Annotated in this window: 16 protein-coding genes and 1 pseudogene; 6 read left to right on the top strand and 11 right to left on the bottom strand. The window is 39.8% G+C overall.

The window, feature by feature from the left end:
• Window positions 1-28: 28 nt before the first annotated feature.
• From H5186_RS04825 to H5186_RS04835, 3 genes are all read right to left on the bottom strand, one after another.
• Complete coding sequence (locus H5186_RS04825; RefSeq protein WP_145235608.1) at window positions 29-529, bottom strand: RNA methyltransferase; 501 nt, start codon at window positions 527-529, stop codon at window positions 29-31.
• Window positions 529-1,026, bottom strand: a complete 498-nt coding sequence (locus H5186_RS04830; protein WP_182794190.1) for a YcgN family cysteine cluster protein — start codon at window positions 1,024-1,026, stop codon at window positions 529-531. Before H5186_RS04830 ends, H5186_RS04825 begins: the two co-directional genes overlap by 1 nt.
• Before the next feature lie 95 nt (window positions 1,027-1,121).
• Window positions 1,122-2,942, bottom strand: a complete 1,821-nt coding sequence (locus H5186_RS04835; RefSeq protein WP_182717237.1) for a DUF885 family protein — start codon at window positions 2,940-2,942, stop codon at window positions 1,122-1,124.
• Window positions 2,943-3,088: 146 nt separating this feature from the next.
• On the opposite strand from H5186_RS04835, the pseudogene H5186_RS04840 reads away from it, so the two are divergent.
• Both H5186_RS04840 and H5186_RS04845 read left to right on the top strand, forming a co-directional pair.
• Window positions 3,089-4,346 (top strand): annotated as a pseudogene (locus H5186_RS04840) (amidohydrolase family protein).
• Between the two features lie 208 nt (window positions 4,347-4,554).
• Complete coding sequence (locus tag H5186_RS04845) at window positions 4,555-6,966, top strand: TonB-dependent siderophore receptor (protein WP_182761048.1); 2,412 nt, start codon at window positions 4,555-4,557, stop codon at window positions 6,964-6,966.
• A gap of 47 nt (window positions 6,967-7,013) precedes the next feature.
• Here the strand turns inward: H5186_RS04845 and adhP are convergent, their stop codons facing one another.
• Window positions 7,014-8,024: an alcohol dehydrogenase AdhP gene (gene adhP, locus H5186_RS04850; protein ID WP_149980237.1), complete on the bottom strand. Its 1,011-nt coding sequence runs from the start codon at window positions 8,022-8,024 to the stop codon at window positions 7,014-7,016.
• A 278-nt stretch (window positions 8,025-8,302) separates the two neighbouring features.
• Here adhP and H5186_RS04855 point away from each other — a divergent pair, with 278 nt between their 5' ends.
• The gene (locus H5186_RS04855; RefSeq protein WP_182761049.1) at window positions 8,303-8,845 is read left to right on the top strand and encodes a GbsR/MarR family transcriptional regulator; all 543 of its coding nucleotides are present in this window, start codon (window positions 8,303-8,305) and stop codon (window positions 8,843-8,845) included.
• Between the two features lie 243 nt (window positions 8,846-9,088).
• Here the strand turns inward: H5186_RS04855 and H5186_RS04860 are convergent, their stop codons facing one another.
• The 3 genes from H5186_RS04860 to H5186_RS04870 all read right to left on the bottom strand — a co-directional run bounded on the left by H5186_RS04860 (window position 9,089) and on the right by H5186_RS04870 (window position 10,918).
• On the bottom strand, window positions 9,089-9,520 hold the full coding sequence (locus H5186_RS04860; RefSeq protein WP_182761050.1) for a hypothetical protein: 432 nt from the start codon (window positions 9,518-9,520) through the stop codon (window positions 9,089-9,091).
• A 92-nt stretch (window positions 9,521-9,612) separates the two neighbouring features.
• Window positions 9,613-10,632, bottom strand: a complete 1,020-nt coding sequence (locus H5186_RS04865) for a lytic transglycosylase domain-containing protein (RefSeq protein WP_182794208.1) — start codon at window positions 10,630-10,632, stop codon at window positions 9,613-9,615.
• 4 nt (window positions 10,633-10,636) lie between these two features.
• On the bottom strand, window positions 10,637-10,918 hold the full coding sequence (locus H5186_RS04870) for a YcgL domain-containing protein (RefSeq protein WP_145235637.1): 282 nt from the start codon (window positions 10,916-10,918) through the stop codon (window positions 10,637-10,639).
• Between the two features lie 169 nt (window positions 10,919-11,087).
• Between H5186_RS04870 and minC the strand changes: the two genes are divergently transcribed.
• The 3 genes from minC to minE are packed head-to-tail and all read left to right on the top strand — an operon-like array spanning window position 11,088 to window position 12,878.
• Window positions 11,088-11,792 (top strand): septum site-determining protein MinC, encoded by a 705-nt coding sequence (gene minC / locus H5186_RS04875; RefSeq protein ID WP_145235640.1) that lies wholly within the window; start codon window positions 11,088-11,090, stop codon window positions 11,790-11,792.
• Between the two features lie 5 nt (window positions 11,793-11,797).
• A complete protein-coding gene (gene minD, locus H5186_RS04880) occupies window positions 11,798-12,607 on the top strand; it encodes a septum site-determining protein MinD (protein WP_145235643.1) in 810 nt (269 codons plus the stop codon).
• Window position 12,608: 1 nt separating this feature from the next.
• A complete protein-coding gene (gene minE, locus H5186_RS04885; RefSeq protein ID WP_145235646.1) occupies window positions 12,609-12,878 on the top strand; it encodes a cell division topological specificity factor MinE in 270 nt (89 codons plus the stop codon).
• A 180-nt stretch (window positions 12,879-13,058) separates the two neighbouring features.
• On the opposite strand, the gene H5186_RS04890 is transcribed toward minE, so the two are convergent.
• The 4 genes from H5186_RS04890 to H5186_RS04905 all read right to left on the bottom strand — a co-directional run bounded on the left by H5186_RS04890 (window position 13,059) and on the right by H5186_RS04905 (window position 21,203).
• The gene (locus tag H5186_RS04890; RefSeq protein ID WP_182794191.1) at window positions 13,059-15,860 is read right to left on the bottom strand and encodes a TonB-dependent receptor; all 2,802 of its coding nucleotides are present in this window, start codon (window positions 15,858-15,860) and stop codon (window positions 13,059-13,061) included.
• A 290-nt stretch (window positions 15,861-16,150) separates the two neighbouring features.
• Entirely contained in the window at window positions 16,151-17,110 is a 960-nt protein-coding gene (locus tag H5186_RS04895; RefSeq protein WP_149980228.1) for an isoaspartyl peptidase/L-asparaginase family protein, read from the bottom strand.
• A gap of 94 nt (window positions 17,111-17,204) precedes the next feature.
• A complete protein-coding gene (locus H5186_RS04900) occupies window positions 17,205-18,266 on the bottom strand; it encodes an alpha-mannosidase (RefSeq protein ID WP_310736618.1) in 1,062 nt (353 codons plus the stop codon).
• A 153-nt stretch (window positions 18,267-18,419) separates the two neighbouring features.
• The gene (locus tag H5186_RS04905; protein WP_182794193.1) at window positions 18,420-21,203 is read right to left on the bottom strand and encodes a discoidin domain-containing protein; all 2,784 of its coding nucleotides are present in this window, start codon (window positions 21,201-21,203) and stop codon (window positions 18,420-18,422) included.
• Window positions 21,204-21,230: the final 27 nt, after the last annotated feature.

The following is a 21,230-nucleotide window of genomic DNA, read 5'->3' on the forward strand; positions in this document are numbered from 1 at the left end:
CTTTTTCAATTGTTCAATTCAGTTTGTACTATTTCTGCCATATCATTTTATTATTGGTGTCGCGGCTTTGAATAATCGTTTGATCAGAACTTTCTACACCACCGAGTTTAGCTTGTCGATCGTAAAGAACCACATTACAGGTAGCTGCTAAATTCATACAACCGATTGTGGGGATATACACCACTTCATCGCACCAGTTCAGTACATCTTTGCTAATAGAGCCATCTTCAGGGCCAAAAATATAAAATGCGTTTTCAGGATGAACAAACTCAGGCAAAGGTGTTGCACCTTCTATTAGTTCAATCACCACCACAGTCGCACCTGCGGGCTTTGCTGTTGCTAAATCGTCAACGCAAGTCAGTGGGATGCGTTCAACAACATTTTTTGTGTCGGTATGAAACTTTTTAGCATTTAAATAACGCGTGCCTGTAAAAAATACTTGTTCAGCCCCATAGCAACCCGCAGCTCTTAACACTGCGCCAACGTTAGAGGGACTTTTAGGATTGATCAAACCAATCTTCGCAGTCATTAATCGCAATCCTTAGTTGGCCAATCTGCTTGATACAGATCAAAGTCATCTAGAGCTACATCACAATCTTTTACTGTTTTGTCTTTTACAGAAATACCCAATGTATGCATTAGTTCTTTGCTGCCACCGTTATTTAATGGATGCCAAGACGCTAAACCACGGCCTTCGTGCAAACGGCGGTAACTACAACTTTGCGGCATGAAGAAAATGCTGTCGAGGTTTTCTTTGGTTAATTTTACACATGACGGGACTAATGTTTGTCGATTTTCATACTCACTACAACCACACGTATTATTATCTAAGTATTGGCAAACAATATTAGTAAAAATGAGTTCTTCACCATCGCGAAGTTGATCTGTGGCGGTAAACTCATCTTCATCTTCGCTGTCTATAAAGGTATTTAAACAGCATTTTCCACAGCCATCGCAAATGGCTTCCCACTCATTTTGTGACATTTGCTCAAGTGATTTCTCAAGCCAAAATTGGTTTTCAAACATGGTATAACTCGGTGCCCCTAATAGCGCGCATTTTAGCTTAATTGAGCACCGCGCGCAAAGCTACATTCAGCTTTGCGCTATTTCAAGTTTAAAAGTTAGCGCTGCGTATCAACCCAACGTTTAATTTTCGCTTCTAGTATTGGCATCGGCAAAGCACCATCAATTAAAATTTGCGTATGAAACTCTTTAATATCAAATTTATCACCTAATGCTTGTTTACAATAATCTCGCAGTTCTTGAATTTTAAATTGCCCTAATTTATACGACAATGCTTGTCCTGGCCAAGCTATATAGCGCTCAACTTCTGCGGTTACATCACTTAAAGCCATTGAGGAATTAGCCAGCATGTAATCAATACCTTGTTGACGAGTCCAGCCTTTAGCATGGAAACCTGTATCGAGCACTAATCGCATAGCGCGTAATTGCTCATCAGATAAACGGCCATACCACATATATGGGTCGGTAAATAAACCCAATTCTTTACCTAGGCTTTCAGCATATAATGCCCAACCTTCGGCGAACACTGTGTAACCACCAAATTTTCGAAACTCAGGTAATGACTGAACTTCTTGCTGTAAGGCGATTTGAAAATGGTGCCCTGGGGCTGCCTCATGGATTGACAATGTTTCGAGTAGAAACTTAGGCTGCGCTTTTAAATTAAAGGTATTAATATAAAAAATTCCCGGACGAGAGCCATCCGGCGCAGGTGATTGATAAGATGCTCCTGCCGCAGACTCAGCACGAAAATCTTCAACCGCTTTTACAACGTAATCAGCTTTGGGGGCAATGTTAAATAATTTAGGCACACGCGCGTCAATTTTTAACTTTACGGCTTCATAGGCCGCAATTAATTGCTCAGGTGTATCAAAATAAAACTCATCAGAATCTCGTAAATGAGTAAAAAACTCACTTAAACTGCCTTTAAAACCAACGGTTTCCTTTACTTTTTTCATTTCATTAAGGATACGCGATACTTCTTTTAAACCAATTTCATGAATTTCATCAGCAGATAAACTCAAGGTGGTGTTTTTCTTTATTTGGTATTCATACCATGCTTTACCATTTGGTAAATCGCTATAACCTACTGTTGCACGGCTATTTGGTATATAAGTGGTCGCTAAAAACTCGCTCATTTTTGTATACGCTGGGACCAACTTATCCATAATAAGTGCACTATATTGGTCAGTGAGTTGTTGCTTTTGCGCTGCTGTGAATTGCTCTGGAAGCTGCTTTATCGGACTATAAAATAAAGATTGTTCTGCACTGGTAACTATATGCGCTTGAAATTGCGGTAATAACTTTTCAGCTAATGGCTTTGGTAAAACAATACCTTCATTTACCCCTTGCTGCATAGCATCTTGCACACTGCTTAACCAACTTACAAAACCTTCAGCACGCGCGACGAAATTTTCATAATCTTGGTAGCTTGCAAATGGCTGCGCACTTTGCGCCGATCCAAAGCCTGCAAACGTATTGTGAGCGCCAGACATTTGGTTAATTGGTAATAAGTAACTCGGGAATTGAAAACCTTCGATTGTTAATGCTAAATCCCGTGCCAGTATTTCATAACTTAATAAGGCTTGACCGGTTAACTGCTGCTGGTCAATCGCCGCTAAACGTTGCTGATAATCTTTATAAAAAGCAAGCTGCTGAGCTCGGTTTTGCTCGGTAATCGGTGCTGTAAATTGGTTGTTGTATTGGTTATAGCCAATATAAGTGGCATCAAGAGGGCTAAATTGCAACGAATCCACAAAGTACTGCTCAACCAAGCTATTTAATTGTTGTGTTGTTGCGCTGGCAGTTTCACTTGTTAATGCTGATTGTGGCTTATTTAAATTATTATTAGCCGTATTTGAACACGCAGACAAAGCGCTGAGTACACCAGCGACAAGCAAGGTTAACTTAAATTTTTTCATAATGATCCCTGAGTATAAGAAGTTAGCGCAAGTATGCAGCTTTCAAATCGCTAAATAAAGAAAATACGATACTTATCGCGTTTTGTTTACAGCCTAAAAACTGCTTGCTACATTGCTATATAAAATAATCAAAAATTAGAAAATAAATGAATAAATTATCACTTTCTGTCCCTTTGGGCTTACTGTGTGTCAGCGCTTTTAGCGCACAAGCAACAACGTACGTTAGTGCTAAAGCAATGCTAGACGTAAATAATGGCAAGCTTATTAATGCACCGCTTATTCAAATCGATGACGGTATTATTACTAAAATCAGTAGTGGCACCATGCCACCCCTACAACAAGGTGATGACCATATTAAGTTGCCCGAGTTAACCATTCATGGATATGCACGTACACTTAACCAGCGATCCAACAGTCCCTCGTAGTGAACGTATCGGTCAGTCAGTGCCACGTAAAGCGATTAAAGCGGCCTATTTTGCAGAAAAAACCTTAAAAGCGGGCTTTACAACTTTACGTAACGTGGGCGCCGAAGGTTACAGTGTCATTGCAGTACGTGACGGCATTAATGCAGGCGATATTATTGGCCCTCGCATCTGGGCTGCTGGCCCCTCTTTGGGTGTAACGGGTGGTCACTGTGACAACAACCGTCTACCTCCTGAAATGAAATACACTGCCGAAGGTGTGGCTGATGGCCCATGGGCTGTTCGTGCAAAAGTACGCGAAAACATTAAGTACGGTGCCAATGTTATTAAGTTTTGCGCCACTGGCGGAGTATTTTCTAAGGGCACAAAAGTAGGTATTCAACAGTATTCATTAGAAGAAATGACTGCCATTGTTGATGAAGCACATATGCGCGGTTTAACGGTTGCTGCACATGCACATGGTACCAGTGGTATTACCGCAGCCATTAAAGCCGGTGTAGACAGTGTTGAACATGTCAGTTTTGTTGACGATGAAGCAATTAAACTGGCAAAAAAACACGGCACTTGGTTTTCAGTGGATATTTATAACACTGAGTATACCCTCACGTTTGGTGAGCAAAATGGTGTAGCCGAAGAAAACCTAGCAAAAGAGCGCCAAGTTTCTAAAAAACAGCGTGATAGTTTTAGCCGAGCAGTAAAGGCTGGCGTAAATATGGTGTTTGGTACCGATGCCGCAATTTACCCACATGGTGATAATGCAAAACAGTTTTCGAGAATGGTTGAGTTTGGCATGACGCCACTACAGGCAATTCAAGCAGCAACGATTAATGGCGCAAAACTGTTAAAAGTTGAAAATCAACTAGGGCAAATTAAAACAGGCTTTGCAGCAGATATCATTGCCGTTAAAGGCAATCCACTGCAAGACATAACCTTGCTAGAAAATGTAGCATTTGTGATGAAAGCAGGTGTTGCTTATAAATAAATGTGTGGAGTTAGCGTTAAGCTAACTCCATCATTAAGCAAGGGTTAAACTAACAGCTAACTAAATACGTTGTTAATATATTAATATTTTGAAAGCAAAAGGTAAGCAGCTTGGGGTAGGTTTAAATAATTGCCTTTTTTAGATAATTAAAACTTGAAATACAAATGCCACACATTATCATTACGAAAATTTTTTAATGGTAATGACTATGACAACGCATAAATTCTCTCTAATTACCCTAGCCTGTTTAACAGCATATAATGCAACTGCGGCCGAACAATCCGATCTTGAACGCATCACGGTTTATCAAAAGCAAAATCATGTTGTATTAAATTCGGGTTTAGCAACAAAGTCTGATATGTCGTTAATGGAAACACCTGCGCCTATCGTTATCGTCGATCAAGAGCTTATCAACTCGCAAGGCGTTGATAACTTACAAGACTTAGCCCGTAATATCAGTGGTGTAACCCAAGCAGGTAATAACTACGGAATTGGCGACAATTTAGTGATCCGTGGCCTTGGTGCAAATTATACTTATGATGGTATGTATGGCGGTGCAGGCCTAGGAAACACATTCAATCCAACTCGATCACTAACCAATGTGGAGGCCGTAGAAGTATTAAAAGGCCCCGCCACTGGTTTATATGGCATGGGCAGCGCAGGTGGCGTAATTAACTTGATTGAAAAAAAGCCACAGTTTACCGAGCAGCACAACGTACAAGCGGAAATTGGTCAATGGAATACCTATTCATTATCAATTGATAGCACCAATGCAATTACCGAAAATCTAGCATACAGAGTTAATGCAAAAACAGCACGTAGTGATGGCTACCGTGATTTAAAAGATGACCGCGATGAAATCTACGGCGCATTAAAATATGTGTTTAATGACCGCCAAAATATTATGATCTCAGCCGCTTATATTAAAGATGCCATTGCAGTTGATTCAATTGGCCACCCTATCCGTATTTATAATGCGCAGTCGGTAAGTGGTAAAACCGCCGGCCAAGTGACTGCGGATGATTTAGTTAACGATCCAACCTCTGCAGGGCTGCAATTATCTGATGCACAACGTGAACAACTCGCTAATTCACTTGCCGCTAACGATGGTTTAACTCCGTATAAATTTGGCCATCGCGGTATTATCTCACCCATGGCAAAAGATAATGAAGGTGAAGAGCTACGCTTAAAACTCACTCATAATTATTACTTAACGGATGATCTATTTTTAAATCAACAATTACAGTACCGTAATTATGAATCGAGCTTTGCCCGTCAAACCGGTGCCTATAACTATGTGTATTGGCAACGCAACGGTGTGATCAATGCTGATCCTCGTGCACCATTGGTGGTTGATGATGTACTTTATCCATTTGCAGCACGGCGCCAAGAATATCGCCAAGTAGAGGCTGATGAAAAGTCATGGCAATACTTTGCTGATCTACGCTATGACTTTAGCCTAGGTGATATAGAAAACGAATTTTTGGTCAATGCTAATTATGAAGACCGCGATATACGCTTTACGCAATACTCTATTTGGGATAAAGACTATATTCTAAAAGATAAAAATGGCGATGTAACTTATCAAGGCTCTTTACCTTATATTTTAGATATCCGTAACCCCAATTGGAGTGATGGCCAGTTTAATGATTACGATCCGCTAAAAACCAGTAACTACAATAAGAAAGTGCAGGCATGGGGCTTAGGGCTGCAACATGTTGCTTACATCAATAACACCTTCACAACTCGTATTGGTGTAGCATACAACGAAATTACTCAAAAATATGAACATTTAGGTGTTGATGCCCGTTATCGTGCTAGTGCCGCTGCTGCAACCCCAGAAGCCAGCACTTCAGATAACGGCTTAACCTATAACTTAGGCGCGACGTACAAACCAAGCGATGATGTTTCTATTTTCATTAATCATTCAAAAGGCCGCACCGCGTATAGCGTTTTAGGCTCTGTGGCAGGTAATGAAGCCGACCGTGAAGATGCGCAATCTCTTAGTACTGATTTAGGTATAAGAGTAAAAGCCTTTGATGATCAGGTACTCGCCTCATTAGTGGTATTTGACACTGCACGTACTAACTTAGAATATGTAAACCCTGCCTATGATGATACAAAGCCAGATCCATCGGTACCAAAAAATTACTTTGATGGTGAAGAAAAAACCCGTGGTATTGAGCTTGATTTAAATGCCTATTTAAATGATCAATGGAAGGTCAATATCAATGGTGTTTATCAAGATGCACGTGATCAGAAAAATCCTAATGTGAGCACATTTGCTGCGCGTCAAAAAGGTGTGCCTTATGTAACAGCAAGCACATGGTTAACATACAGTGCTCAGTGGTTTGAACTAGCACAGCCACTAAAATTAAGTGCGGGCGTAAAGTATGTTGATGATCGCAGTACCAATGCATCATCATTTGGCATTCCTGATGGTTATGTACCAAGCTATACTATTTATGATGCAGCGTTAAGTTATAACACTGATAAATGGGGCTTACAGCTAAATTTAAATAATTTGTTTAATAAAGTTTATTACTCAAAAGCAATGTTTTTAGGTGGTATGCCAGGCGAAGAACGCAATGCGAAACTAACTTTGAGCTATAAGCTTTAAGTTATAAGCTGTAAAAGCGCACAAAATGCTTGTGCGCTTTTTTACGTTTACATAGTGACTACTATACGGCCATTAATTTCACCTTTGAGCATATCGTCAAATATGTCATTGATATCTTCAAGACGTTTTTCTTCAATAATTGCTTTAACTTTGCCCTGTGCAGCAAACTCTAAACATTCTTGTAAATCTCTACGTGTGCCAACAATTGAGCCAACAACAGAAACACCATTGAGTACAGTATCAAAAATAGGCAACGGCATATCCTCTGGAGGCAGACCAACTAACACGCATTTTCCACCACGGCGAACACTCTTGTAAGCTTGCTCAAACCCCGGCTTGGATACAGCGGTACATACCACAGCATGTGCGCCCCCTACCTGTTCAAATATAGCCTCACTAGGCACACATTCTTTAAAGTCCAGTGTGATATCTGCACCTAACTCTTTTGCTAAAGCCAGTTTTTCAACACCAGTATCCACTGCAATTACATTAAAGCCCATTGCCTTTGCATATTGCACCGCAAGATGCCCAAGCCCACCTACACCAACAATAGCAACCCATTGTCCTGGCTTAGCACCTGACACTTTTAGCGCTTTATAGGTTGTAACACCGGCACAAAATAATGGCGCAGCTTCTGAAAAACCTAAGCCTTCAGGGATCTTTACAACATAGTTCCCATCGGCTAAGCAATATTCAGCGTAACTACCATCAACTGAGTAACCCGTATTATGCTGTGAAAGACATAAGGTCTCTTTACCTTCTAAACAAAATTCACAATGACCACATGCACTGTATAGCCAAGGAATGCCAACACGATCACCAATTTCTAAATGAGTAATATTGCTACCCAGCTGTTCGATCACTCCAACACCTTCATGCCCTGGAACTAACGGCATTTTAGGCTTTACTGGCCAATCACCATGACAGGCATGTAAATCAGTATGACACACACCACATGCGGCTATTTTAACTAAAACATCATTGACTCCAACGGTTGGAATGGGTAAGTCTGAAATTTCTAATTTGCCTTTGTAAGTACTATTAACGGCTGCTTTCATTGCTCGTTCCTTGTTGTTGCGAAGTTGTTATTGAGTAGTTGTTGTTAAGAAATTAGTTGTCGTAAATTAGTGTACACCTTACGCGACTCTAGATGAGCAAAAATTAATCTAAATCAAACTTTAGTGATATAACTTGTTCAGAACGACTATTAGTACCAGCACATAATCCCATAGGCTTGCTTCAGCCAAGGAAAATTCAGCGTATTGCGCAGTAAATCTTGCTAAACATATTCAGCGTGCTAGCATTAATTTCATTATTTATTGAAACTTGAGAAGCAATGACGTTATCAGATAAGAACTTTGCCTTTGTAATGCACTGTGGCGAAATGGGCAGTCGTTGGGGTTTTAATCGCACCATTGGCCAAATGTGTGGTTTATTGATCATCACCAAAGAGCCAATGACAGCAAACGAAATCGCCGATGCCTTAAGCATTTCTCGTGGTAATGTCAGCATGGGGATCAAAGAACTGCAATCTTGGCGTTTAATAAAAGTGCAGCATATTCCAGGTGACAGAAAAGAATATTACGCCCCTGCAGGTACTATTTGGGATATGGCAAACCGCGTATTTGAAGAGCGTAAAAAGCGTGAGATTGACCCTACTCTCAGTTTACTCAGAGATAACCTGTTAGAGCCTGCAACCACCGACGATGAAAAGTTTGCCCAACAACAAATGCATGAAATTCATGATCTACTTGAAACCGTCACTAAGTGGTCTTCAGAACTACAGCGCTTAAGCCCTGAGCAACTACAAAGTTTAATGAAGCTAGGCTCTGGCATTGGTAAAGTACTCGATTTTAAAGATAAGATATTGAAGAAATGAAGAGTTAGCGAGGGACGAGAGTAAAGTTAGCGAGCTTTATGGTTCTAGGTTCAAGGTCGGAGTTTTTCAAGTTAGTTGTCGCCTCAAGTTAGAGGCGACAACATTCTGACACTGGGGGATTTAGCAAAGCGTAGCTACTTACGTCTTGATAATTATGTATGTGAGAATGCAGTATAGATAAAAGCCCAGATATAATTTCAAATGAGCTTTATTGTGTGAGTCTGTTAAAAAACGAGAACGAATTTATTCAGAATACGCTTTAATTAATTTATACAAAGTTACTTTTGTTTTAAATATGCTGGCATCATCGTGACGAAAAATACACAGCGTTTTACTATTGTGTCTATCTAAAAATAGCAAATCACCTTCGGTATTTTTACCAATAGTGAGACTTGCAGATAACATCAACATGGACCAACCGTACCCTTTTTGATCATAAAGAGTAGGGCCTAAAACATCTTTTAATGTGTTTGCGTATGCTTTTAATGCGCGAACTTCGCTAACTTCCATGTCATTTATGTTAGTTAACTCAATCATCTTCTCAAAACTTAACAGTTCAAATTCTTCACCTTCTACGGTAACAGTTCTCTCTTTTTCTTTAATGAAGTTACTGTAATTTTTTGCAAATAAATTCTGCGCCAGATCAACTGTTTGTACGATTAAATCTTCATCCATACATATATCCTTATTGAATATTTTTAGAGTTTTGTACTGATATTTTTTACAAACGCAAGCGCGAGATAAACTCGCGCCTACTACAAACGCCCCTAGTTAATCGCTGGATAACCTATGCGGTCTGATAAGTAACCAACACTGGTGGCAAAGTAATATGAGCGGTTCCAATGCATTAACGCTTTGTAATTATCATAAGCTAAATACATACGGCCATTCATATCATCAGGCATAACCAATGCAGCAGTTACATCTACGGCTGGTAAGTCAGTACCATCCATTTTACGCAAACCTAAAGCTTGCCAATCAGCTAGTGAACGCTCTGAATCAGCCCAAAACTCTAACCATTGAGTACGTGTTTTAGTACCACGTTGCAATACATAGCTAGGTTCGAAGCTCTGTGGTAACTTAATTTGACGACCCCAAGTAAGATCACTATTCCAGCCAGCTTGCTTTAAATAGTTAGCTATTGATGCAAAGGCATCAACTTGGGTAGTCCAAATATCTTTTCGACCATCTTTATCATAATCTACCGCGTAGGCATTAAATGAGGTTGGCATAAATTGCGTTTGCCCCATTGCACCTGCCCATGAACCATTGAATTTATCTAAAGTAATGTGCCCTTCCTTTAAAATATCAAGCGCGGCCCATAGTTGGTTTTTATACATAGTTTCGCGACGGCCATCAAAAGCCAGCGTGACTACCGATGAAATAACGTTGTGACCACCTTGGATTTTACCAAAATTACTTTCAAGGCCCCATAACGCAACAATAAAGCGTGCCTGCACGCCGTACTCGGCTGCAATTTGTTCTAAAATATCTTTATTTTCAGCGTATAGCTTTCGTGCACGGTCAATTTTCCATTGTGGCACACGCTTTGGTAAGTAAGTCTCTAAGGTTTCTTTAACTTCAGGCTGATTTTTATCAGCAGAAATTACCTTTTCTTTAAAGTGTGCTGTAGCGAAAGCATCTTCAATTAATTGACTATCGTAGCCTTTTTGTGCTGCTTCTTGTTTTAAACCTGCAACATATTCATCAAATTGTGCTTGGGTCTTGGCCAGTGCCGATGTACTGATACAGGCACTACATAAAATTGCAGCCAATTTAGTCATTATATGTTTAGTCACTATCAACTCCATTTTGTTTTCTATGCTCAGCTAGTAAGTTAGCTTCAGGTGGCGGTAACTGGAGATAAAACCCGACATCAGTTAATGATTTCTCAACCAAACTTAAATCAGCCCCGCCTAAATGCGTTCGTTTTGCTAAATTAATTAACATTACGTAATGAGGTTGACCGAACATAGCCATCAAAGGTTCCGGTACCTTGCTAAAATCATCTCTTTTTTCTACAAAAAGGAAGGTATCCGCTTTTTTCTTACTTTTATATACCGCAGTCAGCATTATGACCCTATAAAATCTTGCTTAACAGTGCTGCACACTATAACATGAGAGTCATAATAAGTTAGAAAAATTAGATTAGAAATTTCACCTTATCCATATAAACACAGGCCTTATTCAGCCTGCGTTTATCTAAAATTGATTTCTGATCACACTATTCAATTGAGCGTGTATGTCGGACCAAACTTTTGAGCTAAAAGGGAATCTTTTTACGTTATCAGTTTTACATCTTTATAGTACTGATATAAACCTGTTAGCTGAGCAACTGTATATAAAAATTGCCCAAGCCCCTCGTTTTTTTGAGGGTGCTCCTATTGTTGTTAATTTAATTGAGATAAAAAATAATCTTGTTGATTTTGTTCATCTAAAGTCTTTATTAGAACGAATGAACTTTAATGCTGTTGGAGTCTGTAATGGCTCTGATGAGCAACATACGCAAGCCAAAGCCGCTGGGCTCTCAGTTTTAAATTATTCACAAGACGTTAAGAGTGAACCTGTTACAAAGCAGAGTAATACTTCAATTGTTGAGAAAACAGTTTACTTACCTGCCCAAGTTATCAATGGCACAGTGCGCTCTGGTCAACAAGTGTATGCTAAAGACCGTGACCTAATCGTTATTGGTGCGGTAAGCCATGGTGCAGAAGTGATTGCTGATGGCAATGTACATATTTATGGCACATTACGTGGTCGCGCAATAGCAGGCGCACAAGGTTACAACGAAGCACGTATTTTTTGCCAAAAATTAGAAGCAGAACTTGTTTCTATCAATGGCAACTACTGGATCAGCGATTCTCTGCAAGGTGAGTTCTGGGGCAACGCTGCACAAATCCAACAAAAAAATGAATCATTAGAAATTTCAGCTTTGGTTAAAGGATAAATCTTATGGCAAAAGTCATTGTCGTTACGTCAGGTAAAGGTGGTGTAGGTAAAACTACATCAAGTGCTGCAATTGGCACAGGTTTAGCACTTAAGGGCTATAAAACAGTCATTATAGATTTTGATATCGGTTTACGTAACCTTGATTTGATCATGGGCTGTGAACGTCGCGTTGTCTATGATTTTGTTAACGTTATAAACGGTGAAGCAAATTTAAATCAAGCACTTATCAAAGATAAACGGGTAGATAAATTATTTTTATTACCTGCTTCACAAACCCGTGATAAAGATGCTTTAACTCGCGAAGGTGTTGAACGCGTATTAAACGAGCTGAAAAAAGACTTTGATTATATCGTCTGTGATTCGCCAGCAGGGATTGAAGCCGGCGCTATGATGGCGATGTACTTTGCTGATGAAGCAATTGTAACAACGAACCCTGAAGTATCATCAGTTCGCGATTCAGACCGTATTTTAGGTATTTTGCATAGCAAATCTAAACGTGCTGAAGAAGGACTTGAAAACATAAAAGAACATTTATTACTGACTCGTTATAACCCAGAGCGAGTAGCTAAAGGTGAAATGCTGTCAGTTGAAGATGTGCAAGATATTCTTTCTATCGAATTGTTAGGTGTAATACCTGAATCACAAGCGGTATTAAGTGCATCAAACTCAGGCCAGCCAGTTATATTAGATACAGAGTCTGATGCTGGACAAGCTTATGCCGATGCAATTAATCGCTTATTAGGTGAAACAGTCGAATTTCGCTTCTTAGATGTAGAAAAGAAAGGTTTGTTCAAACGGATATTTGGAGGTTAACGTGTCACTACTTGACTACTTCCGCTCAGAAAAGAAAAATACAGCGTCACTAGCAAAAGAGCGATTGCAGATCATTGTTGCGCATGAGCGCTCACAGCGTGGTACACCTGATTACTTGCCACAATTGAAACAGGATATTCTTGATGTTATCCGTAAATACGTCAACATCAGTAATGACGCGGTTCAAGTCCAATTCGATCAAAACGAAGATGACTTAGCGGTATTAGAACTCAACGTCACTTTACCTGACGAAGAGAAAGAAAAGAAATAACTAAAAGGGCGCTATTACAGCGCCCTTTTCACATTTTAATAGCATAAAAAATCTAATGTTTATTTTAACTACTTAGCTTTATTATTTAATTAAAGTCTGATTAATAAACCTTGCAATTTAAATAAAACAGGCATCCCAACTAAAGAATACCCTTTAAATTTATATTATAAATTATAATTTTTAGAAACTATAATTAGCACCTAAATAAAAGCGTCGTCCTGAATACTGGTTATAAGTAAAGCGATTACTTTGTTTCCAATAACCTTCCTCAACTTCCTCAGCTAAGTTAACCACAGAGGCTGTTAATGACAACTGCTCAGTCAAACTATAAGCCGCATTAACATCTAACTGACCATAATCTTTCGTATACATGTTGTAACCTTTATGGATGCCATTTGCACGATCATCTTTCCAGTTATAAGATGCCCTTACACTAAAGTCATCATTTTCAAAATACACTGAAAGATTATATTGGTGTTTGGCTGTTCCTGGGATTTCAGCATCTGTTTTTTCACCCTCATTGGTAACTTCGCTGGTGCTAGTGTCCGTAAATGTGTAGTTAGCTAAAACACCAAATCCACTTTCAAATGAATGTTGGAAAAAAAGTTCTATACCTGTTGACTGAGCTTCACCTCCCCCCACTTTAGTATTCATTTCCACTTCAATCGGCCCATTACAGCAATCGTGCTCACGTTGTACAATTTCGAGAGAAGAAATAGGCAAGTTAGAAATATCCTTATTGAATAATGTAGCACCCAAAGCAGAGCCGTCACCATAATACCATTCAACGCCTAAATCGAGCTGATCTGACAGCATAGGATCTAAACCTGTATTAACCGAAGTGCCTCTACCACGCCCAGTCCAAGAATCGGGTGAGTTTATATTAACCGGTGGCCCATACGACTCAGCTTGGCTCAAATCTGAATAACTGACACGTGACATAGCGCGTGCTGCAGCAAAACGCACAACAATATCATCGTTCACATCCCATGCTAAATTCAAGCTAGGGAGCCATTCCCCATCGTCACTTGAGCGCTCATTAGGGGCCGTATCATTACTATCTTGGCCTATTACATCATCATAAGTTAATGTACTTAGTTCAGTATTAACGTAACGAACGCCAAAGTTCCCCCTCAAATCACGCCATTGAAAATTACTTTGTGCATAGACCGACCAAATATTTTCCTCTAAGGTATACGTTCCAGATAATGTTGGAACTACAGTTGGGCTAAAGTTATTTAAAAGATACTGTTCTAAAGCAGCGAAATCAAAGGCAAGGAAATCAAAAGCACCAGTGTTTCCGGCACTGTTATCAATAATGGTATCACTTACTAAACTTTCTGCGTCTGGATGAAAGTCAGGATTGTGAAACCATTCATTACCAGATAAATAACCTCGGTAACCACCGTTATCAGCGATGCCATCATCCCAACGAAAATCATTTCTTATACCTTTAATTTCATGTTGTCGATACTTTGCTCCGACAAAAAAACTGGTAAAAAAATCACCATCAAAATCTATTTTAAGATCCGATTGAATGTAATCTTCAGAGTCTTTATTTTCTGATGAATAAGAATCAAACCAATCATAGTATTGGTATGCTTGTTTATCTTTTGATAAATCTGTGGAAACTTCGTAGCTAGGCTTACCATTTTCTATATTAAAAAACCAACTGTTAACTGAACCTTGGCGAGCATCTATGTTTGCGTAAGTTTCTTTTGATGTACCACCTTTAGCTTCGGTATGACCAACTTGGACTGAAAGTGAATAACCATTTCCATAATAAGTCGCATCAAAATCAAAAGAGTTTGATTTTGATTCACCAAAACGTTCTCTTGCAGTCAATTGAGGTGATAAAAGCCCACGCCTTACTGGAACACCATCGTTAACATCAGCATCCCCAAAATTATTATCATTTAATAGACCATTATCTGCATTTCCATAAGCAACAACAGTGTCTCCATCTAGCTTAACCCCGAAATATGGATTGTGATTATCATTCCATTCAGCGAAAAACACTTCTTGTCCAGTTTGATCATAACCAAGCTTAGCGCCAAAATAGTTAAAATTTAGGTCTAACCTATCTGTTGGCATCCATTGGATAGCAAGCTGATAACCATCACGTGTTCGATCTTGGTTAGCATTTTTTACATGCATACCCGATGGTGCCCACACATTGTTATAAACCTCACCTGTTGCTTGATCGACAATTGCTGACTGATCTGCACCTTCAACTGTATCTGAGTAAAAACGCCAACCCGACGCTACATTAGAGACTGTTGTAACAGTTCTATCTTGTCGTGTATAGCCGGCTAAAATACCGAAACTTTCATCATCATTCTTCCATGAATAAAGTATATTAAGTTGAGGTTGTAAGTCCTCAGAAACATCATCGTAAGTTGCTTCAACACTTAAAGCGCCTGAATTTTGATCCATCTCAAGAGGCTTGCGAGTATTTAAAATAACAGTCCCACCAATCCCCCCTTCATCTATACGCGCTTCTGCACTTTTATAAACTTCCACGCTACTAATCATACTGGCTGGTAATAGCGCATAATTGAAGCTTCTACTCGGTACGCCTGTATCTGATGAAGCAAGGTAATTACCATTGAGTTGGGTTAGTGTCCAATCTGGAGATGTGCCACGAATACTGACTCGACTGCCTTCACCACCGTCGCGATCAATAAGTACACCAGGAACTCGCTGTAACGAATCTGCGACGTTCTTATCTGGAAATTTACCAATATCTTCAGCTGTAATTGCATCGACATTTGCTGTAGATAGCCTTTTAATCGCAAGGTTTTGTGCTGCTGATGAGCGTATTCCACGAACTTCAATCACTTCAAAGTCATCGTTATTTTGATTATCTTTTTGATCTGCATACGCGACATTGCAAGCAGCCATTAATGCTAAAAATAATACTGATCTATTAAATTTTCGTGAAAGTTCAGTTGATTTATTAATGTTACTATTATCAGCCATACCAATCTCCATCATTGTGTGTGTTATATTTCACTCAGCAAATTTCTAGTTACGTCGAGTGATTTATTATATCTTTACAGCCACTAACTCATGCGGTTAATAAATTGTAAAGGTCACAGTTAGGATAAGGTTACTGTATATAAAGTGATAATATATTTTCGGTGTGAATCAGTATAAAATCGGCGTAAACCACAATAAAAAACAATTTAAACGGTAAATATTCACTCTTTAATTTATATAAAATTATTCAATAAAATCATAATTAAAAATTCCGTTAGTTCCTTAATAATTCACAAAATACTCGCCGCATCTAGTAATTTACTTCCTGTCTTAGAGGTTACTGCATAATTAAAACCAGGTTGAATACAATAAGAGCCATATTCACCAGATTTACTCAAGGCTAAAAAACCGACTTGAAACTGTTTATAATCACCCAGCTTATGAGCAATTCGCTCAACTGCGGCCTTACACGCTTGAGTAGGTGTCATACCTTGGCGCATCATTTCAACTACTAAATGGCAGCCTACCGTTTTTATCATCAACTCGCCCATGCCCGTTGCCGTTGCAGCACCGACTTCATTATCAACGTACAAACCTGCACCTATAATGGGCGAATCACCTACTCTGCCTGACATTTTAAAGGCCGCGCCACTAGTGGTACACGCCCCAGATAAATCGCCACTACTATCAAGCGCTAACATGCCGATTGTGTCATGGTTTTCAATATTGATCACGGGCGCATATTTTGATTCCACCAGCCAATCTTGCCAGGCCTTTTTAGCTTGCGGGGTTAATAAGTTTTCTTCTATAAACCCTTGTGATTTAGCAAATTGCAGCGCCCCTTCACCTACTAACATCACATGCGGGGTGTTATCCATCACTAACCGGGCAACCGAGATGGGATGCTTAATATGTTGTAAACATGCAACAGAGCCGCAGTTTTGATTTTCATCCATAATGCAGGCATCGAGGGTAACGTTCCCTTCTCTGTCTGGATAACCACCATATCCTACTGTCATCACATTCGGGTCTGCTTCAGGAATTCGCACACCGGCTTCCACAGCATCAATGGCTTTACCATGCTCAGCAAGTACCTGCCACGCGGCTTTATTAGCCGCTATACCATGTTGCCACGTTGAGACGACGATAGGCTTATTAACTTTACTTTTAGCTACTGTCTTAAACGGTATTAATGCAACAGCACTTGAAATAGCTGATAACTTTAAAAAGTCACGTCTGTTAGTGATCATTATTGTTCCTCATTAAATTTGCGAGCATCGGCTGTAAATCAAAAGCAAGCGATTTAATTTAACCACGACTTGCATATAGGGTTGGTATATCTGTTTAATCTTTAACTGAGCGTATATTTAAAGACTGTTGAAAACGTTCACTCCAATAATGAGTTCGTTTTAAATAGTAATCAGCAGCTAAAGGGCCGTAATCAAGATACTTATAGTCACCCACTTGCTTCTCAATCGCAGGCTCGATCTGAGTCCCTTCGTGCCATTCATTAAATGAGGTCACTCCGATAAAGGTTGGAGCCACTGCAATTGCTTTTTTAAACATCGTGTCGTAGTACTTTCCAGCTTCGCGTGCTCTGAAGTTTTTTTTGTTCCACGGACGAATCCTATCGTCTGCATACCCAGGACCGACACTTGGAATAAATAGTTTATTGTGTTGCTTTGCCCATTTAGCTAGGTATGGCCAGTTTTTAGTGGTACTGCCATAAACAAACCCATCAACAGCAAAGTAGGTATAAAAGCCATCCATACCACTGTTTAAAAAGAATGACTCCTCACCTTCATCAACCCACAGCCCTATAAAGTTAGCATCATACGTTTTACCTCTGACTGTTAATTCGCCTTTTGGTAGCAACACTTTCTGCCATTCACTGATTGGCATTTTGTATGAGTCATAAACATAATATAATGGCTTGCCTTGGTAATGATATAAAGCGGGATGTTGCCCAAAGCGCTGATCTAGCTGTTTTACTACCTGTAAAAATTCAGCCGCACTGTGATAGATAGGTTCAATATGGAAGTTAACTTTAAGGCCGATTTTAGCGGCTTTATCCATAAAAACTGGCACTGAACTGGTACCAAAATCGCTATCGCCCCACCAGCTTAATATAATTACGCTAACTCCTGCTTGTTTCATCATCGCTAAATGGGTATCCATAAGTGCTTCGTCGTTTGCACTGTAAGTACCTAATTCAGGATAAAAATTAGCACCAATGTCATCGCCGCCAGGGTAGCCTTTACGTCCAACAATAGGTTGATCACCGTAAGGTAATACCTGATGATTCCAGTGCGCCCATTGACCATCAACTTTTAAGTTGCCATACCAACTGTAATAAAATATATGCAGACCACGCTGTTGTGATCCGGCTGCAGATCCAGCAGTCACATAAAAACTGCATAATAAAAGGCTTATTAAAATGGCCGAGCACCTATTTAATCGCGAAAGTTTATTCTTAAACAACATATTATTTACCGTTTCACCTAAAAATAGGTAGCTTGAAGCGCTATTTAGCACCCACAAGCTACCAAACAATCAAAACTAAAATGGTTGCAGTGGGCCTATTAGTTCAAGTTCAGAAACGTGAACTTGCTGAGCATCACCATTGTTAGCACTAATACTTAAGCGATATAAGCTAAAGGCAAAACCATTCCCTATTGTAAAGAGACGTCGTTGATTCAATTGTTCAAATTCCTCGTCTTTAAAGCTCGCTATTTCTAACCATGTTTTACCGCCATCATTTGAGCCTTGTAAGGTGAAGTTTTTCGGATCTTTGTTGTTACCATCACTGCCATTCGTGATTGCGATATTAGTGACAATCTGTGCTTGAGGTAATGCAACATCAAGCCATACAGGCATAGTTTCAGTGGCTGCCGTCCATACCGTCGCTTTATCATCATCCGTTGCATTACTTTCTACCACTCCCTCTTGCTCGCCAGTACCTGCAAGGACTGATGAGGCAGTTGCAGAATGATCAACTGAAGCAACCTGCGGACCTATTAGCTCGATCTCTGCTATTTGCATCAGCGTATCGTCGCCACGGTTTTTAGTTATATTGAAGCGATAAAAACTAAAACCTAAATCGTTACTAAAAGTGAAAACACGACGTTGAAAACGCTGCTCAAAGTTCTCACCTAACCAAGCACCAAGTGTGATCCAATTTTCACCGTCATTTGACGCTGCTAAGTTAAAGTTTTGCGGATCGCGTGAGTCAGCATCGTTTGCACTTGTTAGTGCCAGCTTATTAACCGCTGTCGTAGTAGTGAACTGAACCATTGCCCAAGATGGATTTTCAGCGCTTGGCGCGCCAGCCCAATCATTATGGTCCAACCATTTGCTATCAACACTACCATCGAACGCTTTAACACCCGCCTCACCATCACCAATCTGGTTACGAACGGTAATTATTGCATCGGCTGATAAAGCATGATTTAAATCTGCCACTTTAGGTCCTACCAAGGCAATCTCAGCAATTTTTAACTCAGCGTCAGCGGCAGTTTTAGTTATGCTTAAACGATAGCTAGAAAATGCCAGTGTATTATTGGTCGCAAACGATAACCTTTCACCACGACGTTCAAATTTTTCATCTGAATAATCAGCTAAATGAACCCATGTTTGCCCATCATCATTACTTGCAGCAAGTGAAAATGTAGCGGGATCACCATCTGCGTTTTGAGCATCTGAGATCAGTACTAACTTATCAACGGCAGCGGCTTGTGCGAGCGTAGCTGTTATCGAAACGGGTACTTCAGTTGAAGGCACATCAGAGACCCAACTTGTGTCGTCATTATTATCAAATGCCAGTGCATAACTCTCACCTGCACTTGCAGATATTACAGCACTGCCAATTGGTTCTGCGTGATCAACACTTGCATTTATAGGCCCCACAAAAGCAATCTCTGATAACTGCATTAAACCATCATCACCTCTATTTTTAGTGATATTTAAACGATATGAGTAAAATTCTAAACCATTGTCAAAACGAAACTCACGTCGTTGGAAACGCTCATCAAAGTTCTCACCAATAAATTTAGCCAAGGTTAGCCAGTTTTCGCCATCGACAGAACCTTGAATATTAAAGTTTTGAGGATCTCGAGACTCAGCATCATTAGCACTCGTAATGAACACGCTATTAACAGCATGTTTTTCAGCGAAATCAACTTGGATCCAAGATGGGTCTTGCTCACTTGGCGCACCTGACCAATCATTATGATCAAGCCACTTGGTATTCGTATCACCATCAAATGCTTTACTTTCAGCTTCGTTGTCACTTATGCGATTACGAGCTGTGATCGTTGCTGTAGCAAGATTTTCAGCATTGGTAATTTCTTTAACAGGGCCACTAGATGCGACACTTTCAAGAAAAGGGAGCGCAACATCAATGACATCCTCAGCTGATAGCGCTAATTTATCTAGGTAAGGAAAACCAGCAATGGTTTTCAACATTCGCTCACGCAATGGCTGTAAAGCGACTACATCCCCGTCATTGGCTAAGTTAATCGCGCTAATAAGTTCGTTAATAACACCCGCGACAGTTTCATCTTTACTAATACTTGCAAATACTGCGTTAGCTAAAGAAAGTTTAATAATATTAATGTCGGCCAATTGGTCAATACAATTACCTTCACTATCGCAATCTTGGCCTACTACAAAATTATCGTAGCTTTCGGCACTGATCAATTGGGTTTTAAATACATTGGCTTTACTGTCGATCCCCAGTGCTTTTAGTACTAAACGCGAGTTATCCAATAAAGCTAATTCATATAACTCACGCACAGCTACATTTAAACCATTGACAATACCTTGCTCAACTAAGTTAGTAGCGGTTGTAGTTAAAGCATTTACTTGAAAATTAGCGTCTGCTACGCCATCACTTGTGGATGCGAAAGGCACATCAACATATGTTAAAGTCGCTAACTGCAGGTCAGCAATCTCAGTGCCACTGAGCTGTTCACCGATTAGGTGTTCAGCACAGCTGGGCGCATCACAGATCATCGTTGAGTTAGCATCCGTATTAACGGTCATCTTAAACATACCGTTAATACCAAAGCCTTGTTGACTTTCTATGCTCAGATTTACCATACCAGCAGCATCGGTTTGACTGTTAGATGTCACCTTAATATCTGAGCCATTCATTTGCTTTACAGTGACCGTTGCGAAACCTAATGTCCCTTTCACTGCACTACCGGCAATATCAGCAGAGGTAATATCAATTTTTGCTGGGATATCAGTCGGATCCGGATCATCAGCTCCACCACACCCTGATAGGCCGATCATTGCTACCAGCATAATGCTAGATATTTTACTAAGTTTGGGCTTATTCATGTTTATTCCTCTATACGATTCTTGGTT

Origin of the sequence: Pseudoalteromonas sp. SG41-2 (assembly GCF_014164535.1) — a bacterium.
Lineage (GTDB): Bacteria > Pseudomonadota > Gammaproteobacteria > Enterobacterales > Alteromonadaceae > Pseudoalteromonas > Pseudoalteromonas rhizosphaerae.